General features: G+C 73.7%; 18 protein-coding genes. 8 read left to right on the forward strand and 10 right to left on the reverse strand.

Annotation, left to right across the window (positions count from 1 at the left end; translation table 11 throughout):
- A complete protein-coding gene (locus AB0424_RS23765; protein WP_366308525.1) occupies positions 1–687 on the reverse strand; it encodes a hemolysin III family protein in 687 nt (228 codons plus the stop codon).
- A gap of 197 nt (positions 688–884) precedes the next feature.
- Here AB0424_RS23765 and AB0424_RS23770 point away from each other — a divergent pair, with 197 nt between their 5' ends.
- Complete coding sequence (locus tag AB0424_RS23770; RefSeq protein WP_366308526.1) at positions 885–2708, forward strand: phosphoenolpyruvate carboxykinase (GTP); 1824 nt, start codon at positions 885–887, stop codon at positions 2706–2708.
- 168 nt (positions 2709–2876) lie between these two features.
- Here the strand turns inward: AB0424_RS23770 and AB0424_RS23775 are convergent, their stop codons facing one another.
- The 6 genes from AB0424_RS23775 to AB0424_RS23800 form a co-directional block, all read right to left on the reverse strand.
- Positions 2877–3467, reverse strand: a complete 591-nt coding sequence (locus AB0424_RS23775) for a hypothetical protein (RefSeq protein ID WP_366308527.1) — start codon at positions 3465–3467, stop codon at positions 2877–2879.
- Positions 3454–5064 (reverse strand): VWA domain-containing protein, encoded by a 1611-nt coding sequence (locus AB0424_RS23780; RefSeq protein WP_366308528.1) that lies wholly within the window; start codon positions 5062–5064, stop codon positions 3454–3456. Before AB0424_RS23780 ends, AB0424_RS23775 begins: the two co-directional genes overlap by 14 nt.
- Entirely contained in the window at positions 5061–6275 is a 1215-nt protein-coding gene (locus AB0424_RS23785; RefSeq protein WP_366308529.1) for a toxic anion resistance protein, read from the reverse strand. Before AB0424_RS23785 ends, AB0424_RS23780 begins: the two co-directional genes overlap by 4 nt.
- Positions 6272–7396 carry a hypothetical protein gene (locus AB0424_RS23790; RefSeq protein ID WP_366308530.1) on the reverse strand — a complete coding sequence of 375 codons (1125 nt, stop codon included), beginning with the start codon at positions 7394–7396 and terminating at the stop codon, positions 6272–6274. The genes AB0424_RS23785 and AB0424_RS23790 overlap by 4 nt, the downstream gene beginning before the upstream one ends.
- A 154-nt stretch (positions 7397–7550) precedes the next feature.
- Positions 7551–7940, reverse strand: coding sequence for a hypothetical protein (locus tag AB0424_RS23795; protein ID WP_366308531.1), 390 nt, complete (start codon positions 7938–7940; stop codon positions 7551–7553).
- Positions 7941–8018: 78 nt separating this feature from the next.
- Positions 8019–9230, reverse strand: coding sequence for a pyridoxal phosphate-dependent aminotransferase (locus AB0424_RS23800; protein WP_366308532.1), 1212 nt, complete (start codon positions 9228–9230; stop codon positions 8019–8021).
- A gap of 125 nt (positions 9231–9355) precedes the next feature.
- Here AB0424_RS23800 and AB0424_RS23805 point away from each other — a divergent pair, with 125 nt between their 5' ends.
- The 3 genes from AB0424_RS23805 to AB0424_RS23815 are packed head-to-tail and all read left to right on the forward strand — an operon-like array spanning position 9356 to position 11752.
- Positions 9356–9826, forward strand: coding sequence for a hypothetical protein (locus AB0424_RS23805; protein ID WP_366308533.1), 471 nt, complete (start codon positions 9356–9358; stop codon positions 9824–9826).
- Positions 9827–9878: 52 nt separating this feature from the next.
- Positions 9879–11315 (forward strand): polyprenol phosphomannose-dependent alpha 1,6 mannosyltransferase MptB, encoded by a 1437-nt coding sequence (mptB, locus tag AB0424_RS23810; protein ID WP_366308534.1) that lies wholly within the window; start codon positions 9879–9881, stop codon positions 11313–11315.
- Between the two features lie 11 nt (positions 11316–11326).
- The gene (locus AB0424_RS23815; RefSeq protein WP_366308535.1) at positions 11327–11752 is read left to right on the forward strand and encodes a glutaredoxin domain-containing protein; all 426 of its coding nucleotides are present in this window, start codon (positions 11327–11329) and stop codon (positions 11750–11752) included.
- Between the two features lie 32 nt (positions 11753–11784).
- Here the strand turns inward: AB0424_RS23815 and AB0424_RS23820 are convergent, their stop codons facing one another.
- Positions 11785–13383, reverse strand: a complete 1599-nt coding sequence (locus AB0424_RS23820; protein WP_366308536.1) for a D-aminoacylase — start codon at positions 13381–13383, stop codon at positions 11785–11787.
- A 17-nt stretch (positions 13384–13400) separates the two neighbouring features.
- Positions 13401–14666 (reverse strand): alanine racemase, encoded by a 1266-nt coding sequence (locus AB0424_RS23825; protein ID WP_366308537.1) that lies wholly within the window; start codon positions 14664–14666, stop codon positions 13401–13403.
- Between the two features lie 222 nt (positions 14667–14888).
- On the opposite strand from AB0424_RS23825, the gene AB0424_RS23830 reads away from it, so the two are divergent.
- The 3 genes from AB0424_RS23830 to AB0424_RS23840 are packed head-to-tail and all read left to right on the forward strand — an operon-like array spanning position 14889 to position 17133.
- Entirely contained in the window at positions 14889–15956 is a 1068-nt protein-coding gene (locus AB0424_RS23830) for a sugar kinase (RefSeq protein ID WP_366308538.1), read from the forward strand.
- Positions 15953–16726 (forward strand): IclR family transcriptional regulator, encoded by a 774-nt coding sequence (locus AB0424_RS23835; protein WP_366308539.1) that lies wholly within the window; start codon positions 15953–15955, stop codon positions 16724–16726. The genes AB0424_RS23830 and AB0424_RS23835 overlap by 4 nt, the downstream gene beginning before the upstream one ends.
- Complete coding sequence (locus tag AB0424_RS23840) at positions 16723–17133, forward strand: RidA family protein (protein WP_366308540.1); 411 nt, start codon at positions 16723–16725, stop codon at positions 17131–17133. Before AB0424_RS23835 ends, AB0424_RS23840 begins: the two co-directional genes overlap by 4 nt.
- An 81-nt stretch (positions 17134–17214) precedes the next feature.
- Here the strand turns inward: AB0424_RS23840 and AB0424_RS23845 are convergent, their stop codons facing one another.
- Entirely contained in the window at positions 17215–18570 is a 1356-nt protein-coding gene (locus tag AB0424_RS23845) for a M14 family metallopeptidase (RefSeq protein WP_366308541.1), read from the reverse strand.
- Positions 18571–18687: 117 nt separating this feature from the next.
- On the opposite strand from AB0424_RS23845, the gene AB0424_RS23850 reads away from it, so the two are divergent.
- Positions 18688–20115: a serine/threonine-protein kinase gene (locus tag AB0424_RS23850; protein WP_366308542.1), complete on the forward strand. Its 1428-nt coding sequence runs from the start codon at positions 18688–18690 to the stop codon at positions 20113–20115.
- Positions 20116–20155 lie beyond the last annotated feature (40 nt).

The raw sequence follows: 20155 nt of genomic DNA on the forward strand, positions 1-20155 counted from the left end.
TCAGGAGTGCTGGTAGGCGACCAGCGAGATGCCGACGTAGTGGACGATGAAGGCGGCGAGCGTCAGGGAGTGGAAGACCTCGTGGAAGCCGAACCAGCGCGGTGACGGGTTGGGGCGCTTCATGCCGTAGATGACGCCGCCCGCGCTGTAGAGCAGTCCGCCGACGATGACGAGGACGAGGACGGCGATGCCTCCCGCGCGCATGAAGTCGGGCAGGAAGAAGACGGCGGCCCAGCCCATCGCGATGTAGCAGGGCGTGTACAGCCAGCGGGGCGCGCCGACCCAGAAGACGCGGAAGGCGATGCCGGCCGTCGCCGCCGCCCAGACCGCCCACATGAGCGGCTTCGCCGTGGAGTCCGGGAGCAGCAGCAGGGTGAGCGGCGTGTAGGTGCCCGCGATGATCAGGAAGATGTTGGCGTGGTCGAGGCGACGGAGCACGGCCTCGCCGCGCGGACCCCAGTTCCCGCGGTGGTAGAGCGCGCTGATGCCGAAGAGCAGGCAGGCGGTGAGGACGTAGATCCCGCAGGCGATGCGGGCGCGGGGCGAGTCGGACAGGGCGACGAGGACGAGGCCCGCGACGATCACGGCCGGGAACATGCCCGCGTGCAGCCATCCCCTGAGCCGGGGCTTCGTCGGGAGCGACGGCGGTCGCTCGAGCGGGGGCACTTCCGGCGTGGCTGCAGTCATGGAAACGAATCGTACCTACGCCCCCGTAGGCGCCGGATACGAGTGGCGATGCTCACGTGTGCACCCCCCTGGACATATGGGCGGATCCATCGGATGATCAAATGAGTGCGGTCGGCACCGGATGAGCAGCTACGAAGCATCCGGGTCGCGGCCCCCACGGGGCATACATCTAAAAAACCCCTCAACAAGGAGCAATCGTGGCGCGCGACAACGCGGCTCCCACCACCGTCCCCACCCAGCACCAGGAGCTCGTCTCCTGGGTGAACGAGATCGCCGAGATCACCCAGCCGGACGACATCGTCTGGTGCGACGGGTCCGAGGCCGAGTACGAGCGCCTGTGCGAGGAGCTCGTCGCCAAGGGGACCTTCACGAAGCTCGACCCGGCCCTGCGCCCGAACTCGTACTACGCCGCCTCCGACCCGACGGACGTCGCGCGCGTCGAGGACCGGACCTTCATCTGCTCCGAGAAGGAGGAGGACGCGGGCCCGACCAACCACTGGAAGGCCCCGGCCGAGATGAAGGAGCTCTTCGCGGGCTCCGAGGGCATCTTCCGCGGCTCCATGCGCGGCCGCACCATGTACGTCGTGCCCTTCTGCATGGGCCCGGTCGGCTCCCCGCTCTCCGCCATCGGCGTCGAGATCACCGACTCCGCGTACGTCGCCGTCTCCATGCGCACCATGACCCGCATGGGCCAGGCCGTCCTCGACGAGCTCGGCACCGACGGCTTCTTCGTCAAGGCCGTCCACACCCTCGGCGCCCCCCTGGAGGAGGGCCAGGAGGACGTGCCGTGGCCGTGCAACTCCACCAAGTACATCTCGCACTTCCCCGAGACCCGCGAGATCTGGTCGTACGGCTCGGGCTACGGCGGCAACGCCCTGCTCGGCAAGAAGTGCTACGCGCTCCGCATCGCCTCCGTCATGGCGCGTGACGAGGGCTGGCTCGCCGAGCACATGCTGATCCTCAAGCTGACCCCGCCGCAGGGTGAGGCGAAGTACGTCGCCGCCGCGTTCCCGTCGGCCTGCGGCAAGACCAACCTGGCCATGCTGGAGCCCACGATCTCCGGCTGGACCGTCGAGACCATCGGCGACGACATCGCCTGGATGCGGTTCGGCGAGGACGGCCGCCTCTACGCGATCAACCCCGAGGCCGGCTTCTTCGGCGTCGCTCCCGGCACCGGCGAGCACACCAACGCCAACGCCATGAAGACCCTCTGGGGCAACTCCGTCTTCACCAACGTCGCGCTCACCGACGACGGCGACGTGTGGTGGGAGGGCATGACCGAAGAGCTGCCCAAGCACCTCACGGACTGGAAGGGCAACGACTGGACGCCGGAGTCCGAGACCCCGGCCGCCCACCCGAACGCCCGCTTCACCGTCCCGGCCGGGCAGTGCCCGACGATCGCCCCCGAGTGGGAGGACACCAAGGGCGTCCCGATCTCCGCGATCCTCTTCGGCGGCCGCCGGGCCTCCGCCGTCCCGCTGGTCACCGAGTCCTTCGACTGGAACCACGGCGTCTTCCTCGGCGCGAACGTCGCCTCCGAGAAGACCGCCGCCGCCGAGGGCAAGGTCGGCGAGCTGCGCCGCGACCCGTTCGCCATGCTGCCGTTCTGCGGCTACAACATGGGCGACTACATGGCCCACTGGGTCAAGGTGGGCGCGACGGCCGACGCCGCCAAGCTGCCGAAGATCTACTACGTGAACTGGTTCCGCAAGAACGACGCCGGCAAGTTCGTCTGGCCCGGCTTCGGCGAGAACAGCCGCGTCCTGAAGTGGATCGTCGAGCGCCTGGAGGGCAGGGCGGAGGGCGTCGAGACCCCGATCGGCATCCTGCCGACCCCGGAGTCCCTGGACACCGACGGCCTGGACCTGCCGGCCGAGGACCTGGAGTTCCTCCTCAAGGTCGACCGTGACGTGTGGCGCGAGGAGGCCGCCCTCGTCCCCGACCACCTGAACACCTTCGGCGACCACACGCCGAAGGAGCTGTGGGACCAGTACAACGCGCTCGTGGAGCGCCTCGGCTAGTCCCTCCGAGACTCGTGGTGGGTTGCCCCGAAACACCGCCCTGACCAGTGGGGTCACGACGGCCCACCACGACGCAACCGGCCCCCGGAGCCCCCTCAGGCTCCGGGGGCCGGCGCATGTCCGCCACAGGATCGGCCGGCCCGGCCCGGCAGCGGCGATCGCCGGCGGTCAGCGTCCGCGCTCCTCCAGATAGCGCGTGTGCGTCTGCTGCCGGAGCTCCTCCGCCTCCTGCAGCGCGGCGGCGATCGCGGCCGCCTCGTCGTGCAGCGCGGACAGCTGCCGTTCGAGATGCCGCTCCGGCGGCTCCGTACCCGGGGCGACCCTCGCCCACCACCGGGTGCGCACGAAGGCGTCGACGGCCTCCGGCACGTCCTGGCGGACCGCGCGGGCCAGCACGTGCAGATGCTCGGGGTCGCTCACCCAGCCCGGTTCGAGCAGGGCCTCGACGAGGGAGTCGAGTGCGGTGAGCCGGTCCCGCGCGGCCGGCGGCAGCTCCGTCTCCGCGAGGTAGGCGCGCAGGGTCGCGAAGTCCTCCCGCAGCGCGTCGAGCTGCTCTCTGGCGTCCGGGAAGTGCGGGGCGTCCGGCCGCTCCGGCGGGGCGATCAGGGCCCCCGCCGCGTACAGCCCGGCGACGACCAGCGGCCAGAGCGCGCCGGCCGCGCCGGTGAGCGCGATCCCCACGCCGGCGATGCCGCAGGCGCAGCCCGTCAGGTTCTTGCGGGACTCGGCGTACCGCAGCAGGCGGTCACTGGTAGCCACGGATCTCCTCGAAGGCGCCGTCCAGCGACCCGGTGGTGGCGTCGAAGAGCTTCCCGCCGGTCAGGTCGGCGATGTGGTCGAGCTCGCCGCGGTCGGAGTCCCCGAAGAGGATCGGGAAGACCGGGGTGCGCTGCTGCGCGGCCGGGAGGGAACGGTAGAAGGCGTCGAACGCGCCGGCCGGGTCGCCGTCGGTGTTCTCTCCGTCCGTCATGAGGACGACCGAGGTGAACGCGGACCCGTCGGCCCCGCCCAGGGACCGGTACGCCTCCTGGAGGCTGGAGTAGATCGCCGTGCCCCCGGACGCCGTGAGAGCCAGCGCGTCGGCCCTCAGGGCGTCCAGCGCGGCCTTCGGGGAGGCGGGGTCGACGGTGTGGGTCCGGACGTCGCCCCGCTTCACGGAGGAGCCGAACGGCATCAGCGTGACCTCCTCCCGGTCCCTGAAGTCGCTCGTCAGCTCGGCCAGCGCCGACTTCAGCCGGTCGAGCCGCTCCCCGCTCATGGAGCCGGAGGTGTCGAGGACGTACACCGTGCGGGAGGGCCGGCGCAGGGTGTTGTCGTACGCGTCGAGGAGCCCGTCGGCGACGGCCCGGCTGCCGGGGAACGGCAGTTCGCGCCGCTGGTCCCGGCCGAGCGCGGCCGCCGGCTCGACGCCCGCGACCACCGGGCGGCGCAGGGTCGTCGCGGTGATCCGCCGCTGGGCCTCCGGGGTCCGCAGGTAGGTGGTGAGGCGGCCGGCCGCCTCCTTCGCCTCGGGGCGGGCGGAGGTCAGCAGGGTCAGCGGGTAGTCCGCGGTCACGACCCCGTCCGACGGCCGGATCACGGTCAGCTTCCCGGGTGCGGACAGCAGCACGGACTCGTAGTTCACCAGCGCGTCGACGTCGGTGCGGCGGGCGTACGCGGTGGCCAGCCAGCCGGACGAGCCGGCGGTCAGCCGCTGCCCCGCGAAGAACTCCCTGAGCCGCGGCGTGGCCTTGGCGACGTCCTGCCCGGTGAGGGCCGACTGGGCGCCGGAGAGGCCCGAGGCGACGGAGACGAGCGCGGCGAAGCCGGAGTTGGAGCGCATCGGGTCGGTCATGCCGTAGGTCAGCTTCCCGTCGGCGACCGCCCGGTGCAGCTGCGACCAGGTGACCTTCGCCGGGTCCCAGCCCAGCCGCGCGACGGCGGCGGGCCGCACGCCGACGGCCACCGGTGAGGTCATCACCGGCGTCTCGCCGGTGATCCTCCCCGCGGTGTCGGGCCGGAGCCGCAGATAGTCGTTGGAGGAGAGCCAGACCGCGTCGAACGACTTCCCCGCCTCGCCGGACGCGATCCGCTCGACGGCGTCCAGGGTGCCCGCGTAGGTCGGGCGGACGGTGATCCCGGTGGCCTTGCGGGCCTCTTCGAGGACCGGCGCCATGTCGGCCAGTTCGGAGGAGGCGAGGACGCGGAGGGTGCCGGGCGCGTACTCCCCGCCGTGCCGGTCGACGGGGTCGCCCTGCCCGCCGGTGGCGCCGCCGGATGAGCAGGCGCTCCCGGTCGCGGTCACCAGGAGGGCGAGGGCGAGCCCGGCGAGGGTCCGGGACAGGGCGCGGCTGCGGGGGCCGGTGGGGTGCGTCATGCGAGGTCGCCGCCTTCCGGAGCGCCGGTGCGGCGGCTGCGGTCCAGGTACGCGCTCGCCTCCTGGAGTTCGGCCGTCAGCGACTGCACGGTCGCCGCCATGGACTCCGTCGCCCGGGCCTTGTACGTGTCGATGGCGTCGAGGGTCCGGTAGATCTGCCCGAACGCCGTGCGGAGCGTCTCGGCGCCCACCGCCGGGTCCGCGGCGATCCGCTGGATCTCGCCGGCCTGGGTCGCCAGCATCTCGGCGTTGCCGCGGACGAGGTCCTCGGTCGTCGAGCGCAGCACGTCCACCTGCTCGGTGACCTTCCGCTGGTTCTCCAGCGCCGAGGCGAGCATCACCGCGATCCGCAGGGCCGACAGGGTGGTCGTCGCCGCCCGGTCCACGCCCTTGATCAGCTCGTCGTTGTTCCGGCGGACCACGTCCATCGCCAGATACCCCTGGGCACTGACGGCGAGCTGGGTCAGCAGGTCCTGGTGCTTCTGCCGGACCGGGAAGAGGACGTCGGCGCGCAGCGCGTCCGCCCGGGCCGGGTCCGGGGTGCCCGCGATCCGCTCCTCGACGGCCCCGTCGAGGGCCTCGGTGAGCACCGCGTACTCCTGGAGCTTGCCCATCGTCTCCCAGAGCCGCGCCCGCTCGGTCTGCAACGCGGCGTTGTCGCGCCGCAGTTCGTCCTGGCCGCCGCGGAGCGAGCCCACGATCCGGTTCAGGGTGGCGTGCGAGGAGGCGTACTTCGCGACGTGGTCGCGCAACCTGTTCCCGCCCGGGAGCCGGGCGAGGAGGCGCCGCGCCCCCTTGCCGGGGGTGTCGCGCGGGTCCAGGTCCTCGACGGTGCGCCGGAGTTCGACGAGCGAGGTGCCGACCCGGGCCTGGGCGTCGCCGCCGCCCCGGCCGAGCGAGCGGATGGTGCGGTCGAGCATCCGGTGGGACTGCTGGGCGGCGGTGCGCATCTCGCCCGCGCCGAGCGTCGCGATCTCGCCGATGCGGCCGGCGAACTCGGGCGAGCGCGGGTCGAGCCCGGACAGCGAGCCGACGTACTCGGCGGCCCGGCGGGTCATCTCGGTACGGACGGAGTCGTCGAGCGGCACGAGGCCGGACGCCTGCGCGGCGCGGACCGCCGGGACGGGCTCGGGCGGCGTGAGGACGAGCGGGGTGTCCTGCCCGGGAGGGGTCAGGGACATCGTCCTTCTCGGATCGTCGGGCGTGCTCATGCGGTGTCCCCCTGGTCGCGGGCCCGCAGCGCCATCTCGTGCAGCACCGCACTGGTGGGCACGGGCGCCTGGCGGACTCCGCCGAGTGTCTGGTTGAGGTAGGCGGTGTGGCCCTGGGTGGCTGCGGTGAACTCGCTCGCCGCGCCCTGCGGCCGGAAGCCGTGCCGGACCGCGAGCTTGCGCAGCTCGGGGTCGCCCGCGAGGAGTTCGCCGAGCGCGCGGCCGTTCTCGGTCAGCGGCACGAGGGTGTGGTCGCTGTTGACGGTGGTGTCCGGGTAGAGGACGACGAGGTCGCCCATGGGGCGGCCGGCGAGCAGCTGGGCGGCGACCTGGGACTCGTACACGAGGACGAGCGGGTTGCCGACGCCGCTGACGAAGTCCCGGAAGGGCGCGTCGGAGCCGGTCTGCTGGGCGCCCTGCACCTGCACCAGCTTGCGCAGCAGCGGGGCCGTGCGGGTGACGGCGGCCTTGTCGCCCGCGACCCGTCCGCCGTCGGCGACATAGCTCGCGGCGGCCAGGTAGAGGGCGCCGGAGCTGGAGGCGAGGGGGTCGGTGGAGGTGATGAAGAGGGTGCCGCTCAGTTCGGCGTGGCCGGCCGCCCCCTTGAGCTGCTGCCAGGTCCGGTCGCCGCGGGCCGCGGCCAGGTAGGCGTCCATCCGCAGGGTGCCGCTCGTCCCGCGCGGGCCCAGGGTCGCCAGGCCGTTGCCGGCGAGGACCCGGGCGGCGGCGCTGTGCGCGAGGACGACGAGCGGTGAGTAGAAGGGCCGCAGCGGAGCCGCCTTCGCCTTGTCCTTCGCCTTGGCTCGCAGCTCGTCCGCGGGTCCCTTGGAGGACGGGAAGGCGAAGTCGTAGCCGTCGAGCGGCAGTTCCTCCATGTCCCAGGACCCGGAGGTCTCGGTTGCCACGGTGAGGCCCTTGTCGGCCAGGGCCTTCACCACGCGGGGGTCGGCGAAGAACTCCGCCTTCTCCGACCCGATGACTCCTCGCACGGTCTTCGTTGCCGTGCCCGTGTCCTTGTCGCCGCCCGTCACGAGGACGGCGGCCACACCGCCCAGGAGCAGGACGGCCAGGATGATTCCCAGGATGCGTCTCACGCGGGCAGAGTGCTCGCGGAAACCCACATTCCAGGGGGAGTCGGGTGTACGGCGGGTGAAGTGCCGATCCCGGTACCGAACCGGAGCGCGGGCTGCCGTATCCCGGGTGTTCCTGGGGGTGGGCGGCCGGTCGGTGGGTGGCGCCCGGTCCGCGCGGTTCGTGCCGCGCGGACCGGGGCCGTCAGGGGGCGGCGACCAGGGTGTCCCCGGTCAGGGCCGCGGTGTGCGCGTCCATGCGCCCGGCCGCGAGGATCGCGGCCGCGGTGTCGGCCCGGGAGGCGGCGACGACCAGTGCGCGGCCCGCGAGGGCGTGCGCCTTGCGGTGCAGGTCCTCCGCGGGGGCGCCGCTCAGGCCCGCGTGCCGCGCGGGCGGTGCGCCGCGCAGCCGCGCCACCTGCCGGGCGATGAGGTCGCCGGCCTCCGTGTCGCCCAGCTCGTCGGTGACGGCGAGCAGGGCGGCGAGGTGTCCGGCGAGCTGGATGTCCAGCTCCTCCTCGCGGGAGCGGTGCGGATACGCGTGGTCGTCGTCGGCCATCCGGTGGACCGACTTGGTCCGGATCGGTTCGTACATGGGATGGCCTCCTGATTGCTCGGGATCCATCCTAGCTTAGATTCGATCTAAAGTTGAGTGTTGTCCGAGGGCTGGTCGCTACGGCTGGCTGTAGCCGTCCAGGAACCTGCCGATCCGGGTCACCGCGTCCGCCAGGTCCGCCGCCGCCGGCAGCGTCACGATCCGGAAGTGGTCCGGCTCGTGCCAGTTGAAGCCCGTCCCGTGCACGACCATGATCTTCTCGGCCCGCAGCAGGTCCAGGACCATCTGCCGGTCGTCCTTGATCTTGTAGACGTTCGGGTCCAGGCGCGGGAACAGGTACAGCGCGCCCTTCGGCTTCACGCAGGTCACGCCCGGGATCTGGGTCAGCAGGTCGTACGCCGTGTTCCGCTGCTCCAGGAGCCGTCCGCCCGGCAGTACGAGGTCCTCGATCGACTGGCGGCCCTGGAGCGCGGCGGCCACCGCGTGCTGTGCCGGCATGTTCGCGCAGAGGCGCATGTTGGCGAGGATCGTCAGGCCCTCGATGTACGAGGACGCGTGGTGCTTCGGGCCGCAGACCGCCAGCCAGCCGGAGCGGAAGCCCGCGACCCGGTAGTTCTTGCTCATCCCGTTGAAGGTGAGGCAGAGGAGGTCGGGGGCGATCGCGGCGGTCGGCGTGTGCGTCGCGCCGTCGTAGAGGATCTTGTCGTAGATCTCGTCCGAGCAGACGACCAGGTTGTGACGCCGGGCGATCTCCGTCAGCGAGCGGAGCATCTCGTCGTCGTAGACCGCGCCCGTCGGGTTGTTCGGGTTGATGATCACGATCGCCTTGGTGCGGTCGGTGATCTTCCGCTCGATGTCCGCGAGATCGGGCATCCAGTCCGCCTGCTCGTCACAGCGGTAGTGCACCGCCGTGCCGCCCGCGAGCGAGACCGAGGCCGTCCACAGCGGATAGTCCGGGGCCGGGACGAGGACCTCGTCGCCGTCGTCGAGCAGCGCCTGCATCGACATCTGGATCAGCTCGGAGACGCCGTTGCCGAGGTAGATGTCCTCGACGGAGAGCGGGATGCCCTTGGTCTCGTAGTGGCTCATCACCGCCCGGCGCGCGGACAGCAGGCCCTTGGCGTCGCCGTAGCCGTGCGCCTCCGAGAGGTTGCGGAGCACGTCCTCCAGGATGGCGGGCGGACACTCGAAGCCGAAGGCGGCCGGGTTGCCCGTGTTGAGCTTGAGGATGCGATGACCCGCAGCCTCAAGCCGCATCGCCTCTTCGAGCACCGGACCCCGGATTTCGTAACAGACGTTGGCGAGCTTCGTGGACTGGATCACCTGCATGCCGAGAGCTTACGGCGGGGTCGGCCGGGCCGCCTCGTGTTTTGGGACACGTCGGACACCCCCGGCCGGCCCCGGGTGTGACCCGGATCGCATCCACGGTGTCGTGCTCCCTACAATTCGGGCCCATGAGCCAGCAGGATCCCGGAGCCGCCGCACCCCGACGCGGTCGCCGCCGTCACGCCCCCGTACGCCGGGGCCCCGGGCCCGGCTGGCTGATCGCCGCGGGCGGCGTCGGCCTGCTCGGACTCGGCGCCGTCCTGTTCACCGGCGGCTCCGGCCCCCGCGGCGGCTCCCCGGCCGACGGCGGCTCCGGCGGCCCGCCCGCACTCATCCAGGGCGACGCCCCCTCCCCGGACGCCGGCCCCGGGGACGACGCCGCCCCGCCCCCCGCCGTGCCGGCCTCCGCCCCCTCCACCGCCACCCGGACCCCGGGCCCGACCACTGCTCCGTCCGGGAAGACCTCGGCCTCCGCCGCCCCCACCGCCACCCCCGCCTCCGGCACCGGCGACGAGACCGGCGACGAGACCGGCGCCTCCGACGCCGGCTCCACCGAGCACCCGGGGCGCGGCCGGGGACTGGCCAAGCGGCCGAGGTAGCGGCGGGGCCGGGCCGCCGGCCCCGCCGCCCGGCGGGATAGGTTGGCGCCTCATGTGGGTCTTCAGCGCCTCCGGATGCCGGTGGCTGGGTGCGGCCGGATCGCTCGCCGTCGCCGTCGGCGGATACACGGCGGGCACGCTTCCGGTCCTGGGCGGCGCGCCGCTGTGGCAGCCGCGCGGCTCCGCGCCCGCCACCGCCGGTGCCGTCCTGGCGTACCTCGGCCTGACCCTGCTGCTCGCCGCCTGGTGGCGGTACGGAGTCCTCCTCGCCCGCGGCCTACGGGACGGGGTCCTCACGACCCTCCTCTGCTGGGCCGCCCCGCTGCTCCTCGCCCCGCCGCTGCACAGCGCCGACGTGTACAGCTACATCGCCCAGGGCGGGATGGTCCTCGAAGGCCACGACGTCTACGGCGCCGGCCCCTCCGTCCTCGCGCCCGGCGACCTCGGCGCGGAGGCGGCGGCGAGCGTCGGCGGGAACTGGACCGACACCCCCGCCCCGTACGGCCCCGTCTTCCTCCTCCTCGCCGAGGCCGTCGTCGGGCCGACCGGCGGCGAGATCGTGCCCGCCGTCCTCGGGATGCGGCTGATCGCCCTCGGCGCGCTCGCCCTGATCGTCGTGGCCGTCCGGGGTCTGGGCGGCGGCCCCGCCGGACCGGCCGGTGCACTGTGGCTCGCCGCGCTCAACCCGCTGCTCCTCGTCCACGTCGTCGGCGGCCTCCACAACGACGGCCTCATGATCGGACTCATGCTGAGCGGCGTGCTGCTCGCGGTGCGCGGGCGATGGGTGCTCGGCTGCGCGCTGATCGGCCTCGCGATGATGGTGAAGTCGCCGGCGGCGGTCGCGCTGCTCTTCGTCGGCGTGCTGGTGGCCCGCCGCGACGGGGGCGTCCGGGGCGTCGTGAAGGGGCTGGTCCTGCCGGGGCTCGTCGCGGGCGGCGTCGCCGCCGGGGCGACCCTCGCCGCGGGCACCGGGTTCGGCTGGCTCGGGACCCAGAGCGTCGCCGGCGCCATCCACACCCCGCTCTCCCTCACCAGCGACCTCGGGCTCGCCCTCGGCACCCTCTTCGGCGACGACCCCGACCCGGTCAAGGGCGTCGTGCAGAAGCTGGGCCTCCTCGCCGCCCTCGCCGTCATCGCGGCGCTCGCCTGGCGCGCGTGGCGCGGCCGGATCGACCCCGTGCTCGGCCTCGGCCTCTCGCTGGTCGCGCTCGTCGCGCTCTCGCCGATGGTGCAGCCCTGGTACCTGCTGTGGGGGACGGTCGTCGTCGCCGCGGCCGCCTGGCACAGCCGGGCCGGGCAGCTCCTCGCGGTCCTCTCGGCCGCGCTCGCCTACGAGACGGCGCCCTCCGGCCACACGCCCTGGTACGGCTTCGTGCTGGCCGGCGGCGTGCTCGCGCTCGGCCTGCTGTGGGTCCGGCGCGATCCCTGGCCCGCCGCCGCGCCGACCGCCGCACACCTGCCCCGCCCGGAAGGCACCCGCTCCCGGTAGCCTCCGGCACCATGACGCGCGTGTGGATCCTGCCGGTGCTCCTCCTGCTCACCGGCGTGCTCGCCGCCGCCGGCCGGGCCGCCGACGGCGCTCCCGGCGGGGCCGCACTCCTCCTGCTGCTCTTCGCGGCGCTCGCGGCCGCGACCTCGCCGCTCGTCTTCCCCCGGTCGATCGGGGCGGCCGAGGCGCGCCGCCGGTCCGCCGCCGACGGCCGCCCGGTCGTCTACTGGCGGCCGGGCTGCGCGTACTGCCTGCGGCTGCGGGCCCGGCTGGGCGTCCGGGGCCGCCGGGCCCACTGGGTCGACATCTGGCGGGACCCCGAGGGAGCGGCCGCCGTCCGCGAGGCCACCGGCGGGGACGAGACCGTGCCGACGGTGGTGGTGGCGGGACGCGCGTACGTGAACCCGGCGCCCGGGTGGGTGCGGGAAAGGCTCTGAGGAACGGGACCGCGGAGGGACCGGGCCCGGGGTCAGCGCGTCGGGGTCCTCCGGATCGCGCGGCCCGCGAGGACGTCCGTGCGCCGGCCGTCCTCGATGACGAACCTGCCGTCGACGAGGACGTGGGGGATGCCCGTGGGGAGGGTGCGGGGGGAGTCGTAGGTCGAGCCGGCGGCGACGGTCGCGGGGTCGAAGAGGACGAGGTCGGCGACGTTGCCCTCGCGGACGAGGCCGCGGTCGGGGAGGCGGAGGCGTGCGGCGGGACGCGAGGTGAGGTGGGCGACGCACTCCTCCAGGGAGAGGACCCCGAGGTCGCGCACGTACCTGCCCAGGTACTCGGGGAACGTCCCGTACGCGCGGGGGTGGGGCTTGAGCCCCTGGAGGATGCCGTCGGAGCCGCCGGTGTGGACGCGGTGGCGCATGATCGCCCGGACGTTCTCCTCGTGGCCTACGTGCTGGAGGATCGTGGTGCCCAGCCGGTCCTCGGTCAGGAGCCGCCGGGCCGTCGCCCAGCCGTCCACGCGGCGGCCCGTGAACTCCGCGAGGGCGGGGTCGGTGACGCCGGAGACCTCGATCGTCTCCCACTCGACCGGCACGCCGTGGCAGCCGTCCGAGCCGAGCTCCTCCAGATGGTGCCGGATCCGCTCCGCCGTCGCGTCGTCGCGGAGCCGCGCGAGGACCGCCTCCGGCCCGCCCTCGCTCGCCCAGCCGGGCAGCAGGGCGACGAGGGTCGTGCAGCCCGGCGTGTACGGATAGGTGTCGAGGCTGATGTCCGCGCCCTCGTCGAGCGCGGCGTCGAGCAGGGCGAGGAGCTCGGGGGCCCGGCCCTCGTTGACGCCGAAGTTCATGGTGGCGTGGGCCAGGTGCAGCGGGCAGCCCGCCTCCCGGGTGAGGGCGATCATCTCCTCGTACGCCCTCAGCGCGCCGGCGCCGTACGAGCGGTGGTGCGGGCAGTAGTAGCCGCCGTACCCGGCGACGACCCGGCACAGCTCGGTGAGCTCGGCGTCCGGCGCGTACATGCCGGGGGTGTAGGTCAGACCGGAGGACATGCCGACGGCGCCCTCGGCCATGCCCTCGGCGACGAGCCGGCGCATGCGGTCCAGCTCGGCGGCCGTCGCCGGACGGTCCTCCCAGCCCATCGCGTACATCCGGACCGTGCCCTGCGGGATCAGATAGGCCGCGTTGACGGCGATCCCCCGGCCGCCGTGCGCCCCGTCGAGCCGGTCCAGGTACTCGCCGACCGTGCGCCAGTCGAGGTCCACGTCGGACCCGTCGCCGTTCCAGCCGGTGATCGTCCGGCGCACCTCGGCGAGCGTGCGGTCGTCGACCGGCGCGTACGACAGCCCGTCCTGGCCGAGCACTTCGAGGGTCACGCCCTGCGCGGCCTTCGCGCTGTGGTCCGGGTCGCGGAGCAGCGCGAGGTCGCTGTGCGCGTGCATGTCGACGAAGCCGGGGGAGAGGGCGAGCCCCTCGGCGTCCAGGACGCGGCGGCCCGTGGGGCGCTGGCAGCCTGCGGCGGCGCCCTCCTTGACGATCGTGGCGATCCGGCCGCCCTCGATCGCCACGTCGGCACGGTAGGACGGGCCGCCGCTGCCGTCGACGACCTCCGCGTCGCGGATGACGAGTTCCATGGCGGTGCTCCCGGCTCCTAGAAGAAGGTGCGGACGTAGTCGACGACCGTGCCGTCCGCCTCGACCAGCGGGATGAGCTGCCACTTGTCGAAGGAGGTGCAGGGGTGGGACAGGCCCATGCCCACCCAGTCGCCGACCTCCACGCCCGCCTCCGGCGACGTGCGGAGCCAGGCGTGCTGGTCGGAGAGACCGGTGACGGTGACGCCGTCGGCGGGGCGGATCTCGCCGGTCCGCGCGGAGCGGACCGCCTGCGCCTCGGGCAGGTGCAGGTCGTGGGCGGCGTCGCGCTTGCCCGCGTTGGTGAACGCCTGCTCGTCGGTGGGGCGCGAGACGACCTGCGACCAGAGCCGGAACGCGGGCAGCAGTTCGCCTTCCTGGGGCACCCGGTTGAACGGCGTGAGGTTGCGGTACTGCCCGTCGTCGTGCGAGACGTACGCCCCCGAGCGCAGCAGCCTGAGCGTCGGCAGGGAGAGTGCGGGCAGCTCGGCGAAGACCTCGGCGACCGCGTCGAACCAGGCGCTGCCGCCCGCGCTGACGACGATCTCGCCGGCCTCGGCCGAGAACCGGCCCGCCTTGTCGAACTCGACCGCCAGCGCCGTCAGCCGGCGCAGCCACGCGTCCACCCGCTCGGGCGTGGCCTGCGGCACCTCGCCCTCGTAGCCGGCGACCCCGACCAGCCGGAGCGTGGTGGTCGCGGCGACCGCGTCGGCGACCGCGGCGCACCCGGCCTCCGTACGGACGCCGGTACGGGCCCCGTCGCCGGCGCCCAGCTCGACGACGACGTCCACCGGCCGCCGGGCGCCGGCCGCCCGCAGGGCCTCGTCCATCAGCTCGACGCCGCGCACGGAGTCGACGTAGCAGAGGAAGCGGAAGTCCGGGTCGGCGTCGAGTTCGGCGGCGAGCCAGCGCAGCGCGACGGCGTCCACCAGTTCGTTGGCGAGGAAGATCCGCGCGACGCCGTGCGCCCGGTAGACGCGGGCCTGGTGGGGCACGGCGGCGGTGATGCCCCAGGCGCCGTGCTCGATCTGCCGGTCGAAGAGCTGCGGGGCCATGGACGTCTTGCCGTGCGGGGCGAAGGCGAGGCCGTGGCGCTCCGCGTAGACCTCCAGGAGACGCAGGTTGTGCTCGACGCGCTCGGCGGACAGGGCGAGGACGGGGGTGGTGAAGCCACCGGTGAAGAGGTTGCGCCGCTGGGCGGCCAGCTCGCCCACGGTCAGGCCCTCCGCGTCCGGGGGCAGTCCCTTGAAGCGGTGGTCGACGCGCTCGTTCACCAGGTCGGGCATGGGGCCTCCTCATCGTGGGCGTTGCGGGATGTGCAACGCTCATTGCGCATACTGCTCAACGCTGTCTAACATCCGGGCCAAGGCCGGGTCAATGGACCCGTAGGAGTCGCAAGGAGCCCGAGAGTGAGCGGACACCCGCCCCCGGACGCCACCCAGGCTGCGCTCGCCGCACGGGGCACGCCCGCCGCTCCCGCCACGTCTGCAACGCCGGTCACTCCGGCTATGCCCGCCACCCTGGCCACTCCGGCTCCCCCGTCTCCCGACCTCGTCTGCCTCGGCGAGTCCATGGTGACCTTCCTTCCCTCCCGGCCGGGCCGCCTCGCCGACGTCCCCTCCTTCGCCCGCGCGATCGGCGGCGCCGAGTCCAACGTCGCCTGCGCCCTCGCCGCCGCGGGTCACCGCACCCGATGGGTCAGCCGCGTCGGCCGCGACGGCTTCGGCGACCACCTCGTCGAGGCCGTCGGCGCCTACGGAGTCGACGTCACCGCCGTCGGCCGCGACCCGCACCGGCCGACCGGCGTCTACTTCCGCACCGACGAGGACCGGGCCACCACCGCCCACGAGGTCGCCTACTACCGCGCCGGCTCCGCCGCCTCGGCCATGTCGCCCGCCACCGTCCCGTACGCCTCCGTCGCCGACGCGCGGATCCTCCACCTCACCGGCATCACCGCCGCCCTCTCCGAGGACTGCCTGGCCCTCATGCGGGACCTCACCGCCCCCCGGCCCGGCCGCCCCCTCGTCTCCTTCGACGTCAACCACCGGCCCGGCCTGTGGCGCGACGGCACCGCCTCCGACGTCCTCCTCGAACTCGCCCGCCGCGCCGACCTCGTCTTCGTCGGCGCGGACGAGGCCGAGGCGCTGTGGGGCCTGAAGGGCATGGGGGCCGTCACCGCGCTCATCGACGGCCCCGCGACCGTCGTGCTCAAGCTGGGCAAGGGCGGTGCCTACGTCGTCGACCGCCGCCCCGAGTCCTTCGCGGACATCGAGGACGCCGACGGCGTCGGCCACCTCGAACGCCCGCCCCGCGTCGACGTCGTCTCCACCGTCGGGGCCGGCGACGCCTTCGCCGCCGGCTTCCTCTCCGCCACCCTCCGCGGCCTCCCGATGCCGACCCGGCTCCGGCACGGCCACCTCATGGCCGCCGCCGCCCTCACCGTCCCCGGCGACCTCGCACGGCCGCCCCGCCGCGCCCACGCCGACCGGCTGGCCGCACTCGACACCGCCGCCTGGGGGACACTTCACCTCGGCCCCGGCTGGACGGGGGACGACCAGGAGGTACGCACGCCATGAGCCAGACCGTCGACCGGGCGCTCAGCATCCTGCCGCTGCTCGCCCAGGGCCCCGCCGACCTCGGGCAGGTCGCCGAACGGCTCGGCGTCCACAAGTCCACCGCCCTGCGCCTCCTGCGCACCCTCCACGAGCACGGCCTCGTCCACCGCCAGCAGGACCAGCGCTACCGCCTCGGCGCCCGGCTCTTCGCCCTCGCCCAGGAAGCCGTCGAGAACCTCGACATCCGCGAGATCGCCCACCCCTACCTGGCCGCCCTCAACGAACGCATCGGGCACACCGTCCACCTCGCCGTCTACGAGGAGGGCGAGGTCCTCTACATCGACAAGGTCGAGAGCCGCTACCCGGTCCGCATGTACTCGCGCATCGGCAGACCCGTCGCCATCACCGTCGCGGCCGTCGCCAAGCTGCTCCTCGCCGACCTCCCCGAGGCCGAGCGCCGCACCATCGCCGCGAAGCTCGACTACCCCCCGTACACCCCCCGTTCGACCCCGAACGCCGCCGCCTTCCTCAAGGAGCTGGCGACCGTGCGCGAACAGGGATGGGCCACCGACCTCGGTGGCCACGAGGAGTCCATCAACTGCGTCGGCGCGCCCATCCGCGGCGCCGACGGCCGGGTCGTCGCCGCCATGTCGGTCTCGGCGCCCAACGTCGTCGTCACCGCCGAGGAACTCCTCTCCCTCCTCCCGCAGGTGCGCCGCACCGCGGACGCCATCAGCCGCGAGTACTCCGGCACCGCCCCGACGAAGGAAACCGAGGAACCGACCGCATGACCGAGAAGACCGCGATCACCCCCGCCACCCACACCGCCCCGCCCGCGAAGTTCTCGCACGGCGTGCGCAAGGGCAACATCCTCCAGGTCGCCGGCCAGGTCGGCTTCCTCCCCGCCGTCGAGGGCCAGGCCCCCACCGTCGCCGGCCCCACCCTGCGCGAGCAGACCCTCCAGACCTTCGCCAACGTCAAGGCCATCCTCGAAGAGGGCGGCGCGAGCTGGGACGACGTCATGATGATGCGCGTCTACCTCACCGACGTCGACCACTTCGCCGAGATGAACGCCCTCTACAACCAGTACTTCGAGGACCAGGACCTCAAGGCCCCCGCCTCCGCCCGCACCACCGTCTACGTCGGCCTCCCGGCCGGCCTCCTGATCGAGATCGACGCGCTGGCGGTCCTGGACTGACGCCGTCGCCGCACCGTGACACAGCGGAGCGGGGCCGGCAGGAGGGATCTCTCCTGCCGGCCCCGGCCGTTTTTTCGGGGGTCAGGCCGTGCAGTACTGGGCCTGTTTGCCGATGGAGCGGTACATGCAGTCGGCGTTCTCGAGGAGTTGGAGGACGGCGTCGCGGTTGCGGGAGGTCTCGCGTTCGATGACTTCGTCGGGCGGGTAGAAGCCGCCGCCGGAGGAGGAGGTGGGGTACATCTCGAAGGTGTAGGCGAAGATGCGCTGGGAGCCCCAGAGGTAGTCGTCGATGGAGCCGTCGGTGATGTAGAGGTCGCTGGACTGCTCGGGGGTGTAGCGGTTGCTGGCGGCCATGCGGCCGCCGACGGTGGCGAAGGCGTCGCGCTCGTCCTGGGTCATGCCGGTGGTGGTGTTGGCGGTGGTCCAGCCGAAGGGCCAGAGGACGAGTTCGCTGTAGGTGTGGAAGTCGATGGCCGCGGTGATCTGCTGCTTGCCGCCGACGACGCGGGAGCGGACGAAGTCGGCGACGACCTTGACCTCGGGGGCGGACTCGGGGGCGGCGCCGCGGTAGGTCTCGGAGCTCTTGGAGCCGGATGAGCCGCCGCAGCAGCCCCACTTGTAGTTCCAGTTCCGGTTGGTGTCGGTGCCGATGTAGGAGGAGCCGGAGTTGGGCTGCCGGTTCTTGCGCCAGCTGCGGTAGGAGCCGGAGGCGATGTCGTACTCGCCGCCGTCGGGGTTGAGGTCCGGGACGATCCAGATCTCGCGGCCGTTCACCGCGTTGGTGATGCGGGAGTCCGTGCCGTACCCCGCGCCGAGTTCGCGCAGCAGGTAGAGCGCCATCTCGACGGTGAGGTGCTCGCGGGCGTGCTGGTGGTGGGTGAAGAGGACCTCGGGCTCGTTCTCGTCGGTGGCGACGTTGTCGCTGATCTTGATGGCGACGATGTCCCGGCCCTGGTAGGACTTCCCGATGACCTGCTTGCGCATGATCGAGGGGTAGGCGGCCAGCCGCTGGTCGATCTCGGCGTTGGCCTCCGCGTAGTTGTGGTACTTCGCGTCGGCGGAGGGGAAGTCGAGCGGGCCGGCCGTCTTGCCGCCGTCGCCGCCGCGGTCCGGCGGGCCGGGCAGGGCGATCGGCCTGTACCCGAGCGCCTTGAGGTTCGCCAGCTGCTGGGTGTTGGCGCTGACGACGACCGAGCGGGCGTCGACCTCGTCGATCGAGACGCCGGTGGCGGCGAGCGCGGTGCGGGCGGCCGGGGTGCTGGGTCCGGCGACCTCGTACTGCCGGATCACCTCCTCGGCTCCCGAGGCGATGCGGGCGGCGGTCGGCGCCGGGTCGGCCCCGGCGGGTGTGGAGAGGGCGGAGAGGGGCGCCGCGAGGGCGAGCGCCACGAGGGCCGCGAGGGTGGCGGACCTTCTGCCGCGGGTGGGACGTCGCATGGTGTCTCCTGGGTGGGGAGTGTGGGGGAGTGCGACAAACTCGTGCGGGTGTCCGGGCACATGGTGGGGCTATGTCATGGACCGGTCAAGGTACCGAGTTCGGCCATACTGTCCCGCGTGGGGACCCTCATCGGTAGATACGTCATCGAGCACAAGCTAGGCGAAGGCGGCATGGGCACCGTCTATCTGGCGCGATCGCGCGGCGGGCGCGCCGTCGCCGTCAAGGTCGCGCGGCCGGAACTCGCCGCCGACCCTTCCTTCCGCGCCCGCTTCCGCGCCGAGGTCGCCGCCGCCCGGCAGGTCGGCGGCTTCCACACCGCGCAGGTCGTCGACGCCGACCCCGACGCGGAGGCCCCCTGGCTCGCCACCGCCTACATACCCGGCCCCACCCTCTCCGGGCTCCTCACCGCCGAGGGCCCGATGCCGGAGGACCGGCTGCGCTCGCTCGGCGCCGCGCTCGCCGAGGCCCTGGAGGCCATCCACGCCTGCGGCCTCGTCCACCGCGACCTCAAGCCCGGAAACATCGTGATGGCCCCCGACGGGCCCCGCGTCCTCGACTTCGGCATCGCCCGCGCCCTGGAGTCGACCCGGCTCACCGCCACCGGCTCCGCCTTCGGCACCCCCGGCTACCTCGCCCCCGAGCAGGCGCTCGGCGCCGAGGTGACGGGCGCCGCCGACGTCTTCGCCCTCGGAGCCGTCCTCGTCGCCGCGGCCGGCGGCCGCCCCTTCGGCGACGGGACGCCCATGGGGCTCATGTACCGCTCCGTGCACGAGGCCCCCGACCTCGCCACCGTCCCCGAGGCGCTCCGCGACCTGGTCGGCCGCTGCCTCGCCAAGAATCCGGCCGAACGGCCCACCCCCGACGAGATCCTGGACGCCCTGGGGGACGAGGGATCCCGCGTCCCGGCGGCCCCCGGGACGGGCTTCGGCGCGCCCGGCGAGGGGTTCGGCCCGCCCGAGACAGGCTTCGGCGCGCCGCATCCGGCCGCCGACCCGCCCGCCGCCGCGTCGACCCCGGGGGCCGGAGAGCCCTCCCCTGCCCCGGTCGCCGACACACCCCCGCCTTCCGGGACGCCGTACCCGGCCGCCGGCACGCCCGCGCCCCCCGCACCCCTGCCGGCGGGGTTCGGGGCGCCGCAGGTCGCTCCCGTCACCGACCCGCGGGTGTTCCCCGTGCCGCCCTCGGTCGCGGCGACACGGCCGCCCGCCGGGCCGCAGGCGGGCTGGGCGCCGCCACCGCCGCCGTCCCTGCCGCCGCAGCCGGCGCCGGAGTTCGTGGCCGCCGACCGGGCGTCGGGGATCGTGGTCGACGGGGGCGGGGTGCACCTCCAGCTCTTCGGCGAGGAGGCGGAGTTCGGCTGGGCGGAGATCGTGGGGGTGGAGTACTGGCCGACCCGGCGGGGCCGGGGGCTGCGCGTCGCGGTGACGCTGCGCGCGGGCGGCGGGACGTACACCTGTGAGCTCGACGGGCGCAGGGCCGCCCGGATCGACGAGTGGGCGGCCCGGCTCGGGTCCGTCCTGGCGCACTACCTGCCGCCCCGCTGACCGCGCGCCCGGTCCGGCCGGCGCGGACGACGGGCTGCCC

Source organism: Streptomyces sp. NPDC051180 (genome assembly GCF_040689545.1).
GTDB lineage: Bacteria > Actinomycetota > Actinomycetes > Streptomycetales > Streptomycetaceae > Streptomyces.